This window comes from Pedobacter anseongensis, from assembly GCF_037482965.1.
GTDB classification, from domain to species: domain Bacteria; phylum Bacteroidota; class Bacteroidia; order Sphingobacteriales; family Sphingobacteriaceae; genus Pedobacter; species Pedobacter anseongensis.
On the sequence record NZ_JBBHKB010000003.1, the window covers coordinates 77,090 to 91,856 of the forward strand.

At 38.1% G+C, this 14,767-nt stretch carries 9 protein-coding genes; 5 read left to right on the forward strand and 4 right to left on the reverse strand.

Features of this window, described 5'->3' with window-relative positions:
- Nucleotides 1-142: 142 nt before the first annotated feature.
- The 5 genes from WG904_RS11195 to WG904_RS11215 are packed head-to-tail and all read left to right on the forward strand — an operon-like array spanning nucleotide 143 to nucleotide 7,904.
- Entirely contained in the window at nucleotides 143-2,101 is a 1,959-nt protein-coding gene (locus tag WG904_RS11195) for a polysaccharide lyase family 8 super-sandwich domain-containing protein (protein WP_339579403.1), read from the forward strand.
- Nucleotides 2,098-3,981, forward strand: coding sequence for a glycoside hydrolase family 97 protein (locus WG904_RS11200; protein WP_339579404.1), 1,884 nt, complete (start codon nucleotides 2,098-2,100; stop codon nucleotides 3,979-3,981). The genes WG904_RS11195 and WG904_RS11200 overlap by 4 nt, the downstream gene beginning before the upstream one ends.
- Nucleotides 3,982-3,992: 11 nt before the next feature.
- Complete coding sequence (locus WG904_RS11205; protein ID WP_339579405.1) at nucleotides 3,993-5,282, forward strand: acetylxylan esterase; 1,290 nt, start codon at nucleotides 3,993-3,995, stop codon at nucleotides 5,280-5,282.
- Complete coding sequence (locus WG904_RS11210; RefSeq protein WP_339579406.1) at nucleotides 5,279-6,241, forward strand: AraC family transcriptional regulator; 963 nt, start codon at nucleotides 5,279-5,281, stop codon at nucleotides 6,239-6,241. Before WG904_RS11205 ends, WG904_RS11210 begins: the two co-directional genes overlap by 4 nt.
- Nucleotides 6,228-7,904 carry an alpha-amylase family protein gene (locus tag WG904_RS11215; protein ID WP_339579407.1) on the forward strand — a complete coding sequence of 559 codons (1,677 nt, stop codon included), beginning with the start codon at nucleotides 6,228-6,230 and terminating at the stop codon, nucleotides 7,902-7,904. Before WG904_RS11210 ends, WG904_RS11215 begins: the two co-directional genes overlap by 14 nt.
- 344 nt (nucleotides 7,905-8,248) lie before the next feature.
- Here WG904_RS11215 and WG904_RS11220 read toward each other — a convergent pair whose 3' ends face one another.
- The 4 genes from WG904_RS11220 to WG904_RS11235 are packed head-to-tail and all read right to left on the reverse strand — an operon-like array spanning nucleotide 8,249 to nucleotide 14,559.
- Complete coding sequence (locus WG904_RS11220) at nucleotides 8,249-9,250, reverse strand: DUF4466 family protein (protein WP_339579408.1); 1,002 nt, start codon at nucleotides 9,248-9,250, stop codon at nucleotides 8,249-8,251.
- 10 nt (nucleotides 9,251-9,260) lie between these two features.
- Nucleotides 9,261-9,665, reverse strand: a complete 405-nt coding sequence (locus WG904_RS11225) for an SGBP N-terminal domain-containing protein (RefSeq protein WP_339579409.1) — start codon at nucleotides 9,663-9,665, stop codon at nucleotides 9,261-9,263.
- A gap of 16 nt (nucleotides 9,666-9,681) precedes the next feature.
- Nucleotides 9,682-11,460 carry a RagB/SusD family nutrient uptake outer membrane protein gene (locus tag WG904_RS11230; protein ID WP_339579410.1) on the reverse strand — a complete coding sequence of 593 codons (1,779 nt, stop codon included), beginning with the start codon at nucleotides 11,458-11,460 and terminating at the stop codon, nucleotides 9,682-9,684.
- A gap of 18 nt (nucleotides 11,461-11,478) precedes the next feature.
- Nucleotides 11,479-14,559 carry a SusC/RagA family TonB-linked outer membrane protein gene (locus tag WG904_RS11235; RefSeq protein WP_339579411.1) on the reverse strand — a complete coding sequence of 1,027 codons (3,081 nt, stop codon included), beginning with the start codon at nucleotides 14,557-14,559 and terminating at the stop codon, nucleotides 11,479-11,481.
- Nucleotides 14,560-14,767 lie beyond the last annotated feature (208 nt).

Sequence of the window (14,767 nt, forward strand, 5' to 3'; positions counted from 1 at the left end):
TAGTTAGTTATATAAATAATAATATAGTCCATTTTATTCATAATAAATTCTATTAAACCTTTAGAAATTTGCAACACCTTTGAGTAGCGCTGTCAACCTAGTCTAATTATCGTAAAACCAAATTAAAGCTAATTAATTCTTTATGAACAAACTGGTGTTGTTGCTGATATTTTTTCTCAATCTTGTAAAGAGTGATGCTACTGCGCAAAATACGATTGATTCGATTCTTAATCGTCACTATCGCTATATTTTAGCCACAAATCCACTTCAACCCATTTCATCTACTTTAAGTACATTCGATTCTACAACTGGGAAGTGGAAAGATCTTAATTATAGCGATGCGAATGTTAACGATTGGCAGCCAATTTCACATTTAAATCGTGTAAATACATTGGCTATTGCATGGGCAAATCCATTATCGCCCACCTATCATAAAGCCAATTTATTAAACGTAATTAATACTGCTTTAGGCAATTGGTATGTAAATAAATATCAAAGTAAAAATTGGTGGTACAATGAAATTGGCGTGCCACAAACCATCTTAACTGCAATGGTTTTACTGAAGAACCAATGGAGCGAGGAGCAATTTAAAAATGCATTGGCTATTCTAGGTCAGTACCGCATTAATGGAACCGGCGCAAATTTAACTTGGAGTGCAGGTATTGGTCTTTATTACGGGTTATTTACGCATAATGAAGACTTAATCACTAAAACTGCCAGTTTATTGCAAAACGAGATTAAGATAAGCACCTCAGAAGGGATTCAACCCGATTATAGTTTTCATCAACATGGAAAAAGATTGCAAATTGCACATTACGGAGAGCCATTTTTTATCGACAATACGAGATTAGCATGGGAATTAGATCATAGCAAATGGGCCTATCCTAAACAAAAAACAGCCCTCATTGTAAACGCTCTGCTGAATGGCATACAATGGTCGGCCAGAGGAGTTAACAACCCGCCAAGTACGATAGATAGGTCTGTAAGCAGAGAATCCTACCTTAAAAGAACAAATTATACTGTATTAATTCCTTTTCTGTTAGCCTTATCACCTGAACGAAAGCTTGAGATTATTGCTTTTAAAAACAGCTTGGATGGAAAATACACCTTAAGGGGATTTCATTACTTTCCCTACTCCGATTTCGCTACTTACCACCAAGCTGGATTTAGTTTCTTTCTAAAAACCTTATCTAAAAGAACATTACCGGCAGAGGCAATTAATAATGAGAATTTAAAAGGTAAATTACTTAGCAGTGGCGACACATATTTAATTAGTAATGGTAATGAATACTTTAACCTGATGCCTGTTTGGCAATGGGATCATTTACCAGGCGTTACCGCTTTTGAAGGTGCCGAAAAAATTGGACAAAAAACGTTTAACGGGGCCGTAACTAATGGATCATACGGTTTTTCTGCCATGGATTATGAAATGCTTGGCAAAGAGAGTACACATGCGCTTACTGCAAAAAAGATGTGGGCAAGTTATGGCAATGTAGTGGTTTGTTTAATTGCCGATCTAAAATCGACTGTCAAAAGCCCTTATACTACACTCGACCAAAGCAGAATGCAAGGAAAGGTAACCGTAAATAAGAAGTGGATCCATCATGGGGCCTTTGCTTATATTCCTTTACAAACCGACAGCATTTCTGTTTTTAAAGGAAAAGCAAGTGGAACTTGGTTGAGCATTAATAAATCTCAATCGAGTAAATTGATTACCGACCAAGTATTTATGCCAGTTTTAACACACAGAACTTCAATACCCAATACGGGTTACGTTTTAGCGAATGTATTAACTCCAAAAGCGACAATAGAATTGGTTAATCGCCCAATTTGGGAGATTGTTAAAAATATGGGCGACTGCCAAGCAGTAGCTTTTAGTGATCGAACATTAATGATGGCATTTTATCAACCTACAAAACTGACCTATAAAAACAAAGAAATTAAAACCAACAAAGCCTGTTTACTCCTCCTTGCAAATGGCAAATTATATGCAAGCGACCCTGAACATAAAGGCGGTTTATTAAGCATTATCATTAACACTAAAACGTATACCATCGATTTACCAAAAGATGGTACCACATCAAAACCAACCCCCTTATGAATACTCAAAAAAAAATAATTTTATTCCTGTTGTGCTTTGGCTATACCCTTTGTTTTGCGCAAACAAAACAGGAGCTTAGTAGTCCAGATGGCAAAATAACAACAATCATTAACGCAAAAGGTAAGCTCGACCAATTGCTTACATATACTATTTTAGTTAAGGGTAAAACTTTGATTAAAGAAATTAACATTGGTCTACAACTTAAAGAAGCAATTGCCGTAACGGGCTGGAGAATTATTAGCAGCGAGCGAAATAGTGTAAACAAGAGCTGGAAACCTGTTTACGGAGAGAAAAATTTAATTATAGACCATTATAATGCTTTGTCGATTGTTTTAGGCAACAAATCTAAAAGTGAAGGCAGAATAACCATTAATTTTAGAATTTACAACGAAGGCATAGCGTATCAGTACCACCTGGTAAAAAAAGATGCGCAGCTTACCTTAACCAAAGAGAAATCTGAATTTTTATTAGCGCCAACTGATACAGCTTGGGTAAGCACGAATGCACAGGGATTATTTAAAGCAAAAACCATCAACGAAATTAAAGAGGCAAGCGAGCGGCCTATGACCATTAAACAAGCCGAAGATTGCTATTTTGCGTTGGGTGAGGCTGGTTTGGTAGATTTTGCACGAATGAAATTAATTAACAGTGGAGAAAATGTTTTGAGTAGTATTTTATCGAGCGAAGTAACTGCTACTTCAAATTTAAAATCTCCATGGCGATATGTATTAATTGGACATTCTCCTGGAGATTTGTTAGCAAAAAATTACTTGTTACTTAATTTAAATGCGCCCAATGAAATTAAAAACACCAGTTGGATAAAACCTGGAAAGGTAATTAGAGAAAATTCCTTAACTACCGATGGTTCTTTTGAAGTAATCGATTTCGCTGCCAAGCACAATATTGCTTATGTAAGTTTCGATGCAGGTTGGTACGGCAAAGAAGATGCAGATACCTCTAATGCTACGCGAGTAATGGTCGACCCGGCACGGTCGAAGGGCCCATTAGATTTACAGCGCGTAATTGCTTACGCAAAATCGAAAAATATAGGTATACTATTATATGTAAACAGAAGAGCATTAGAAAAGCAGCTAGATGAGCTTTTACCGCTGTATAAGCAATGGGGAATCAAAGGCATTAAATTCGGTTTTGTAAATGTGGGCGCACAAGAATGGACAACGTGGTTACACGAGGCTATTCAAAAAGCTGCAAAATACGAAATGCTGGTCGATGTACACGACGAATATCGTCCTACAGGCTACAGCCGTACCTATCCAAACCTTATAACACAAGAAGGTGTTCGTGGCGACGAAGAAAGCCCCACCAACGAAACCATCTTAACCACTATGTTTACCCGCATGCTTGCAGGTGCGGCAGACCAAACAAATGCCTATTTTACCAAAAGAATCGACAAAATGGGTTCACATACGGCTCAATTGGCTAAAACCATCTGCATATACAGTCCGTTGCAATTTATTTACTGGTACGATCGCCCAGCAGGAAAAAGAAATAATCCAGCGAACGAAGGTATAATTAATGAAGTTCCAGAACTAGCGTTCTACGATTCATTGCCTACGGTATGGGATGATACCAAAGTTCTCGAAAGCAATATTAGTAAATATGCAACCATAGCCCGAAAAAAAGGCAAAGATTGGTATATCGGCAGCCTAACTTCAGAAGCAAGAAATTTAACCATCAATTGCAATTTCTTAGAAAAAGGTGTAAATTATAAAGCGATTATATATGCAGACGATGGCACATTAAATACCTTAACTAAAGTAGCCATCGAAACAAAAATCATAACCAGCGAAACCTTACTTTCTTACCGGATTCAAAAGAATAATGGTCTTGCTATTCGTATCACTCCTATTATCAATTAAATTTTTTAACTATGAAGACAATACGGTTTCTTTTTTTATTTCTCCTTGCACAGCAAATTAGCTATGCGCAACCTGCAAAAACCTATTACAATATCAGCGTAGCGGCCGATCATGCCGATTGGAATTACAAAGTTGGTGAAAAAGTAAAATTTATTATTTCTATTACGCATCATAACAACACGCTTAAAAATGTAAAGGCTAGTATTCAAATTGGGCCAGAGCAAATGCCAGCAACCAGTACTGAAACCAGAGTGATTGATGGAAACTTAACCGTTGATGGCGGCACCATGAAAACCCCCGGCTTTTTACGTTGTATTGTTACGGCTGATATTGATGGAAAAAAATACAGAGGGCTAGCTACTGCAGCATTCGAAGCTGAAAACATCAAGCCTACTACAGAAACACCTAAAGATTTTAATGAATTTTGGGCAACTGCAATGAAACAAAACGAAAAAATCCCTTTAGATTCTAAACTCACATTATTAACAGAGCGATGTACCGAAAAAGTAAACGTATACCAACTTAATATACAGAATTATAGAAATGGGGGTCGCATATACGGAATTTTATGTGTACCTAAAAAACCGGGCAAATATCCAGCAATCTTAAAAGTTCCAGGTGCAGGTATTCGTGCCTATGGAGGAGATATAGAAACCGCAGAAAAGGGAATTATCACCCTAGAAATTGGCATACACGGTATTCCGGTTATAATGGATAACAATGTGTACCTAAATTTAGCAAATGCGGGATTAAGTGATTATCCATTTATCAATCTCGACAATAGAGATAAATATTATTACAAAAGAGTGTATTTAGGCTGCGTGAGAGCGATTGATTACATCTACACCATGCCTGAATTCGACGGAAACACAATGGCGGTATATGGCGGTAGCCAAGGAGGCGCACTTTCTATTGTAACCGCCGCGCTAGATAGACGGGTAAAATATTTAGTAGCACTTTATCCAGCATTGAGCGATTTAACAGGCTACCTTCACAACCGTGCGGGCGGATGGCCACACATTTTTAATGCGGGTAATGCACCTGCTTATGCAACCCCTGCGAAAATCGAAACCTCAAAATATTACGATGTAGTTAATTTCGCAAAACGAATTAAAGTACCAGGATTTTATTCTTGGGGCTATAACGACGAAACTTGTCCACCCACCTCATTTTATTCGGCATATAATTGTATTACCGCTCCAAAAGAAGTATTTGTAGCCCAAGAAACAGGGCATTGGACATTCCCTGAGCAAAATGTGAAAGTTAACGAATGGCTAATTAATAAATTGATTCCAAAATGATAGCAGAACTAGTTGAACCTATAGCGCCTCATGTAAGAAAAAGTGAAGGATTTAATGGACAAAGAGCAATTGTACTGCCAGACAAGGTGATTAAGAGTTACCGCAAATCGGCGTTGATCAGCAACATGTTCATCACGGACATTGGTTTTTATCCAAAAGCAAAATTTCATTATCGCGAACGCGAAACGGGTACACCTGGACAAATATTAATCTATTGTGTAGATGGGAAAGGTTGGATTCAGATCGATGGAAAAGAAATTTCAGTAGAACGCGATCAATTTATCATTATTCCAGGTGCAATGCCGCATAAATACGGTTCAGACGAGAAACATCCTTGGTCTATTTACTGGATGCACTTTAGAGGTACATTTGCAGGCGAATTATCAGATTTATTGAGCTTAAACGGCACGAATTTTTCGAGAAGTATTTCTTATTCAGAAGAGCGGATTAAGCTTTTCGATAACATGTACACTATTTTAGAAAAAGGCTATAGTGATGCAAATTTACAATACATAAACATGTGTTTATGGCATTTTCTTTCTTCGTTTAGCTATCCAGATTTATTCCATAACACTTCTGGAAATGTTATAGAAGATGCAATCGACCGTTCAATTGCTTACATGCGAGAAAACGTACATAATCTCCTTTCATTAAAGCAGTTGGCTGAGCAAGCTTTAATTTCTCCTTCACATTATTCAGCTTTATTTAAAAAGAAGACCGGATACCCTCCCTTAGCCTATTTTAATCACATTAAAATACAAAAGGCTTGTCAGTATTTAGAATTCACAAATAACAATATCAAAGAAATCAGCTATAAACTAGGCATTAGCGACCCTTATTATTTCTCAAGACTATTTAGCAATATCATGGGGCAGTCGCCTTTAGAATTTCGTAATCGCAAAAAGTTCGTGGAAGGTAATCAAGCTCATAAAAAATTAAAACTACATGAACAGGCGTAATTTTCTGCACTTAAGTGGTGCCGCCCTAGGTGGGCTACTTTTCACCAATCAACTTTATGGAAATAATTTTGATGTCAAGTTAGTACAATTGCCAGAAAAGGTTTTCGCTACGCTCGACGATGGCGTGCACGAGCTCCTGGCTAACGGATCTGGATTATGGGCTTACAAAGATGTTTGGGTAAAGTTATCTTTTGTTAAGGATGCGCTTAAAATCGAAGTGAACGCTTCGAAACTCGCGTTAAGCAATGTTATCTTAGTTTGGCAGTACGCTACGCAACAACAAACAAAGGTAATGGGCGATCATTGGGAACGAACATATGGCGATTTACAGTTTCAAAAACCAAGCTTTCGAGTTAGAATGCCTTGGTATTTTATACAGTATGATGATAAAGAAACCACCTGCTTTGGCGTAAAAACTGGATGTGCTACCATTTGTAGCTGGCAAGTTGGCGAAGGCAACATGCAGCTCACCTTAGACACACGCAATGGAGGAAGTGGAGTAGTATTAGGCGACCGAACTTTACAAGCCGCCGAAATTATTGCTACCCAAAGCAAAGGAAGTGAAAATACCTTTGCTACAGCTAGTCGCTTTTGCAAAATGATGTGCGAGCACCCGTTATTGCCTAAAAACCCTGTGTATGGGATAAACGATTGGTACATAACCTATGGCATAAATTCGGCCGAGATCATATTAAATCATACTGCGCGTATGGCCGAGTTAGCTACAGACACCAATAATAAACCCTTTTCTGTTATCGATTCAGGCTGGGCAGCATATTCGCCCTTGTTCCCCAACGATTGCTGTTGGCAAGATGATTTTTCAAAACCGAATGATCATTTTAAAGACATGAAATTAGTTGCGGACCAGATTAGGGGATTAGGAATGCGACCTGGTTTATGGACACGACCCTTGTGCGCATCTTACAAGGATAACAAAAATTTAATTTTACCAGCTATTCCAGGGCGTACATCACCCACCAAACAAGTGTTGGACCCCGGTATTGAAGAGAATTTAGCGCGGGTTAAATTTAACATTAAAACCTATGATGAATGGGGTTTTGATTTAGTGAAACATGACTTTACTACATATGACATGCTTGGTAAATGGGGTTTTAATATGAAAGAGGATATTACGTCGCCTGGATGGCATTTTAACGATCGAACTAAAACCACTGCAGAGTTAATTTTAAACCTTTACAAAGCCATTAGGGAATCTGCAGGTTCCATGTACTTATTGGGTTGTAATACCATCAGCCATTTATCGGCCGGCCTATTCGAAATTAACCGCATTGGCGACGATACCAGCAGCAGAGAATGGAGTAGAACCCGAAAAATGGGTGTAAATACTTTAGGGTTTAGAACCATACAACATAATCACTTTTACTCGGCCGATGGCGATTGCGTGGGGTTATCGAAAGCTATATCATGGACAAATAACAAGCAATGGATGCAATTATTAGCTGAAAGTGGTACACCCCTTTTTATTTCAGCACCCGAAGAAGTAACGGGAACTGAGCAAAAAGCATTTATTAAACAATGCTTTGCCACTGCAGCCAAGAAATTGCCAACTGCCGAGCCAATAGATTGGTTAAGCAATGAGTTTCCAACGCAGTGGAAGTTAAATGGGAAACGGGTTACGTTTAATTGGGATGAAGTGAAGTAGAAGTTCGACTTCGCCGAGTGATTTTAAACTTTTTCTTGATAAAAAGTTTAACACTCTCGAGCCTTGCGAGAGCATGAATACCCATGAAAATATAAAGGTTAATGAATAAATCAAGGCTGCACCGGCTTCGCTAAAAATCAAACAGCTTTTATTTCTTTCGGCTCTTCTCAGTGATTTTTTTAACGCTCATCCGACGAGGCCGGATATTGGACGCATACCTCTCCTAGCGTTACTTTTTCATCCAAAGGAAAAAGTAACGATTAATCGGCATTAGCCGAAAATCCTTATAAAAAAAGAGAGCCGTTACCGGCTCCCCTCTTAACTATAAAACAACTTATACCTTATTAAAAATTCTGTATCCTTTTCAGGCTTATAATTGCACTACTTCCTGCATTGTTAATCGAATTAATATAGATTAGCGCCGTATATTTTCCGTCAGCAGTTTTCATAAAAACGCTAGCATCAGCTACCAAGGTAAGCGCAAATTTTGCAGAGCCATTAAATTCTTGCTGAATTAAATCAATATCATCTACAAAAATACTATTATTCACATCCCCTTTTAATTGCCCATCGTAAAAGGTATTTCCTAACTTACGTTCCATAGCAGTAGATTTCTTCGTCCACGAAGGATTAATCGTAAAACCAGCAGGAAAATAGGTTGCTTCTGAGGGTGAAACTAAAGAATGACCGTAGTTGTAAGCAGTTGTTGTTGGGGTTATTGTTAGGGCATAAGCGTATACAAAATCTATTTTGCTCGATAAATTACCAGCATTAACCTCATCCTCAGTGTAGGCTTTCATATCAGCAATAGAGAAAAAACGTGCACCGGTTGCTGTTCCCACAACTGGAATCAGGCGTTTCATATCCATATTGGAAATTCGATAATTTGGTGTAGTTGTAGTTGCAGTTTCGCCAGCTTTGGTGGTTGATGAAAATTTGACGTTCAACTCTTTACCACGTGCCGCTTCTGGTATCACATAAAAATAACGCAAGGTAGTTGCATTTGTATCTAAAATACTAACCGATGATGTACCTCCATTGGTAACACTATTGGCACCTACAACTTTGGTAATATCGATTGCGTTCACTGTTCTGTGGGTTACAATTTCCCAGATCGTTCCACTTGCGCCAGGAATATTTGCCATGGCTTCTGCCCCACTTAACTTGCCATTGGTGCTTCCCATGGCATAGGCAAATTCAATTTTCTCGCCAACAATTAAGGGAGCAGTAGTGCGCTTAAGAAATTGGTTGCTTAACGACCCACTTTCGTCGTCATCCTTTTTGCAAGATTGGGTTAAAACCGTAATCACAACCAAGGAAAATAGGAGTGTATAAAATCTATTCATAATACTATAATTATTTTTGTACGGTTATGGTAATGGTATAGGTCTTTCTAATTTTTCGGTTACCCGATACCAAGGTATATGTTTGGGGTTGCGTAAAATCTGTCCACACTCCCATAAATGGCTCAACTAACATATCATTTGACCCTAAAGCACAGTAGGGCTTAACTTTGGTAAGATTTGTGCCAAATTTAGCAATACCCGTAACAGTTAATTTGGTGGTGTCGATTCCGTTTGTAAACGTTAGCGGACTAACCAAAACAGTTTGATTGTCTGCTCCCACTAAACTAAAACTACTCATGTAGCAGGTAGTATTTTCGGTAATTAGTAAGCCGTTATCGTCTATGGGATATTTTTTACACGATATCGCAGTTAAAATACTGCAGATTACTGTGATCACTACTATATATTTCTTCATTTTTTTACGATTATAATTATAGCCAAGGTTCGTTTTGGGTAAGCTTAGGGTTATTTAGAATTTCTGTACCTGGAATTTGCATGATATAAAAGCGTTGGAAATCTCTAGCAATTGCATTTTTAAATTCGTCGCGAATAAATATGTTCCAGGTATCAACAGCGGTATAACCATTTGGCTGAGGCCAAGTTTCTTCAACTTTATTCCAGCGACGTAGGTCGAAAAATCTGCTTCCTTCTGCAGCTAGCTCTACGATCCGTTCTTGCTCTATGGCATCAAAAAACGCAGATTTCGTTGCAAATACCGAGCGATCTAACGGAGGTAAATTACCCCGCTTTCTAATTTTATCTACCAAATCGAAACATTCTGCAGTAGGCCCACTCACTTCATTTACCGCTTCTGCATACATTAAATATACATCTGCTAAGCGCATCATCCACGAATCTTGTGGACCACTTTCACGTGCATAACCACTAATCTGGCGAATATATTTACGATATAAATAACCAGTAACCGCACCTTCAGAAAACATGAAAGGTGGTGTTGGTGCAGTGGTTTTAAACTGGAAAGTTAACACTCTAGAGGTTACTGTTCCATCAGCCAAAATCTCATTAATAGTGGTCCCGTCCCACATTACAGTAGCTTGAAGTCTGTAATCTCTACCTGCATAACTTTCTGGGTTTAAGGCAGAATTTGTTCTTGTTCTTGCATCAGCAGCCGATCCAGGATTTAAAGGAACCACTGGAGGAGCAAAACCCCCTGTTGAAAGTAATTGATATCTATTCACCAAACGCATCGTTGGTGCTACATTTACCCCCCCTGCACCTGTACTCCTTGTTCCAAAATCATACAAATACGTATCTCCATAAAATTGATCCGATTGCCCATCTGACGCGCCAAAGTTCGGGCCACCATTTGTAAATGCAAAAATAATTTCCGAAGCATACGCTTGATCTTCGTGCGCTCCATCAAACAACTCACCATAGGACGGTGCAATGGCTGAACCTGGCAAACCTGCATTATACAACGATCTTCCATACGCTGGTTTCATGATTTCTGCAAAATCAGCCGCCGCTCCATTATAATTGGTAGTAGCCTCTGCAGTATTTCCCGCATTTTTTGCCCAGCATGCCCAATACAATTTAATTTTTCCTCTATAGCCAATTATTGCAGCTCTAGTTGCACGCCCTTGTTCACTCTTTATTACTGTAATAGGAACATAAGTTGCCGCAAGATCTAAATCTGCAATAATTTTATCCTTAATGGTTGCTTTGGAAGTCTTGGTTAATGAGTATGCTTCCGCATTGCCATTTAATATATTTTCATAATAAGGAACATCTCCCCATAAGTCTATTAATCTGAAGTAGGTAATCGCCCTTAAGAACATGGCCTCGCCTTCTACACGATGCAATTCGTCAATGTTCGCGGCAACCGTTTCTTTTGCAAGCATTCCTCTTGTGTTCTCAATTACGTAATTCGCTCTATTTACACTTCTGTACAAATCATTCCAGTGACGAGATAAGCCCGATCCAAATGAACTTGTCGGACCATAAGAATAGGGTCTGCCAGAGATACGACTATACATCATATCAGAAGCGCCGTCCCAAGCGTATGTTTTGTAAAATGCTTCTCTCGAAGCTACATACGCTCCATATAATGCACTTGTTGCATCCGCCACTTTGGTGAAGTAATTAGCGGTAGAAAGCTTACCTGGATCATTTTCATCGAGTAATGCTTTTTTACAAGAGCTAGAACAAATGATAGTGAGTAGTAAGGTAAAATATACTATTTTTTTCATCTTTTTAAATTTAAAATCCTACAATCCAATATTCAAACCAAATGATATCGACTTAAGCAATGGGAATGGATCATCGTTGAAATTTTGGAAACCATTTCCTTGGGTCGATTTCTCTGGATCAACACCTTCCCATTTGGTGATGGTGAAGAGGTTTTCTGCTGTGCCATAGATTTTTATTCTTTCGACACCCAATTTTTTCAAATATTTAGAAGGAACATTGTAGCCCAATTGTAGATTCTTTAATCTTAAATAATCCGTACTTTGAAACCAGAAATCCGACTCTGGGCGATTATTAGCAGCATTGCTCGACACAATACGTGGCAAAGAAGCATTTCTATTATCTAAGGTCCAAACATCAGTTAAATAGCGTTCTTGAAATGCATAATGTGTGGTGCCTATATTTACATTAGTCATATCCTCGAGAAGATAATCCCATCTTCCGGTAGTGGCCTGGAACAAAACACTTAAATCGAAACCCTTAAAGCTACCGAATAAGTTCATTCCATAATTTGCCGGTGCTCTTTGCTCATTGATATAAGGATTTGCTTTTTTATCGTACGAGTCGATTTGCCCATTACCATTTAAATCCTTATAAAGCAAATCGCCAGGCGATACATTTACGTTTCCTTGAAAAGGAGCACTATATATATCATTCCAAGTTTGGGCAATACCTAACGACTGCATTTGATAACTAAAGAACCATGGCATATTGATAAAGTTCTTACTGAAATTTAAGCGCTGATTCCATTTCTCTAAACGATCTAAGTTATAAGCAAAGTTAAATGTTGCTCCATAATTAAACTTGTTGATGTTAGATTTCCAACCTAAGTTTAATTCTAAACCTTGATTTCTGAAGGTACCAATATTAATACGCGGTGCAGACAATCCAGTTAATAAGGTAGAAAGTGCTGAGGGACGAATTAAATCCGTAGTTACACGATCATAAACATCAATTTCGGCAGTTAACTTATTATTAAAGAATCCCAAATCTAAACCAATGTTAGCCACCGTTGTTTTCTCCCAAGTAAAATCGGCATTTACGGCTTTGTTCGAGCTTACGCCCGATACAAGTGTATTTCCATTTAAAATATAGGGTGTAGAAACAAAGGTACTCAATTGCTCATACCTGCTTACGCCAGTATTGTTACCTAAAGAACCGTATGAAACTCGAAGCTTAGCCGAAGAAACAACTTTCTTTAAGGGCTCGAAAAATTTCTCTTCCGAGAATCTCCAACCAGCTAGAACAGATGGGAAATACCCCCACTGATGACCTTTTGCAAATTTTGATGACCCATCGGCACGAAATGTTGCTTCAAATAAATATTTTTCATCAATGCTATAATTAAATCTACCTACAACAGATTGTAGGCCTTCTTCAGAAGAACTTCCCGAAACACCTGGTGTTAAAGTATTACTACTGTTGTTTCCGATTTCGGTAATCCTTTCATCTAAACGGCCTCCAACTGAAACTCCAAAACCCCTATCTAACCAATGCTCTTCAGATGCTAAGGCTAAAACACTTAATTGATGGCCTTTAAATAGCTCCTTTGTATAATCTATTCTACCTTGAAGTTGCGTTTTAAATCCTTGCAAAGAAGCATCACTCAATGCTGATGTTGCAGGAAATAATTCGAAAACTGACCCACCAGTCTGGAAATTATATAAATTTACTCCTAAATCTGAATAACTTTTTTGAAATTGATTATAATAACTTAATGCATAATCCACCCTTGTAGTTAATCCTTTAATTGGTGTCCATGCCGTATAAATGCTCGAATTTAATTCTTGACGTTGACGTAAATTGTGTCTTGCATTAATTTCTGCGTATAAATTCGTACTATTTGCGGCCTCTCCATAAGCCATTGCCCCACCATATTGTTTGGTAGCTTCATTATAAGGTAATATACCAACGATAGCGAAAATCAAGGGAGCATTGGTACTGCTATAATCTAAAAATCCATTTGCTAAACCAAACGTTTGGTTAGACCATGAGCCTGTTGCACGAATACCCGCCGTGATGTTCTTTCTAATCTTATAGTCACCATTAAAACGAAAATTATAACGATTAGCATCATTATTAATGAGAATACCTTTTTCGTCATACACCCCTACAGATAGAAAATAATTTCCAGTTTCGCTTGCACCTTGAGCAGAAATGTTGTGATTTTGCACATTTCCTCTGCGTATGATCCAATCTAACTGGTTTTCATTCGGGAAACGAACGGGATCTACCATACTTTGTGATAACCACTCATCAACAGTACCATCATAAAAGCCTGGCGCGGTTCTCCCGTTTCTAGCTGCACGCTGATGTAAGGTAAGCGCCATGCCATAATCTTCTAATATATTATAGAAATTGGTTGGCTTAGAGGTTCCATAGGTTCCGGTGTAGTTAATTTTAGATTTTGTTAAGCCTTTACCAGATTTTGTTGTAATCAGAATTACCCCCGTTGCTGCTCTCGATCCATATACAGCTGCAGAAGCATCCTTTAAAATTGAGATATTCTCAATATCGTTCATATCCAAACGATTGATATCAACATCTGTAATTCCATCAACAACCACTAATGGGTTCGTGGTAGACCCAGAATTTGGCGTACTTAATCCTCTAATTAAAAGTTTTGCACCAGATGAGCCTGCTAATCCTGTGCTTTGCTGAACGGCCAAACCGGGTGCCAAACCCGATAATGCTGTAGAAACATTGAAAGTTGCCCGGTTAGAAATCTTTTCGTCAATATTGATAGATGTGATCGATCCTGTAACGGTAGCCTTCTTTTGCGTACCATAACCTACAATCTGAACTTCATCCATCATGTTTTCTTGTTCGGCTAGCTTAACATTAATTTCTGTTCGTGCGCCAACAACAATTTCTTGGGTAACAAATCCAACATAGCTAAAGACCAACGTAACACTGTTGTCTGGAACTGTAATTTTGAATTTACCATTCTCATCTGTCGCTACACGCATAGTTAATCCCTTTATCTGGATGTTTACGCCAGGTATAGGCATCCCTTTCGTGTCGTTAACTGTTCCGGTTACTACCTTATCTACAGGAATAGCTTCACGTATCGTATAGCTTGCATGCAAATTTTTTGGCATAACCCAAAGCTGCAAGACGAGTAACAAAAAAAATAATAAAAGTTTTCTCATACTGAATTTTTGGTTTATTGATTTGGTTTGGTTTTCTTTTATTGGATTTAACCGATATATCAAAGTTATCCGTTGCTGTAGCGCTAAAAATGGAAAATTTAATGAATGCAATGGATAATTCTATGAATACATTTAAGTATTTAAGCGTATAAATAGA

Coding starts and splice junctions, on each gene's coding strand:
- WG904_RS11225 (WP_339579409.1), bottom strand. CDS start 9,665: ATGAAGAAATATATAGTAGTGATCACAGTAATCTGCAGTATTTTAACT.
- WG904_RS11205 (WP_339579405.1), top strand. CDS start 3,993: ATGAAGACAATACGGTTTCTTTTTTTATTTCTCCTTGCACAGCAAATT.
- WG904_RS11235 (WP_339579411.1), bottom strand. CDS start 14,559: ATGCCAAAAAATTTGCATGCAAGCTATACGATACGTGAAGCTATTCCT.
- WG904_RS11215 (WP_339579407.1), top strand. CDS start 6,228: ATGAACAGGCGTAATTTTCTGCACTTAAGTGGTGCCGCCCTAGGTGGG.
- WG904_RS11195 (WP_339579403.1), top strand. CDS start 143: ATGAACAAACTGGTGTTGTTGCTGATATTTTTTCTCAATCTTGTAAAG.
- WG904_RS11230 (WP_339579410.1), bottom strand. CDS start 11,460: ATGAAAAAAATAGTATATTTTACCTTACTACTCACTATCATTTGTTCT.
- WG904_RS11210 (WP_339579406.1), top strand. CDS start 5,279: ATGATAGCAGAACTAGTTGAACCTATAGCGCCTCATGTAAGAAAAAGT.
- WG904_RS11220 (WP_339579408.1), bottom strand. CDS start 9,250: ATGAATAGATTTTATACACTCCTATTTTCCTTGGTTGTGATTACGGTT.
- WG904_RS11200 (WP_339579404.1), top strand. CDS start 2,098: ATGAATACTCAAAAAAAAATAATTTTATTCCTGTTGTGCTTTGGCTAT.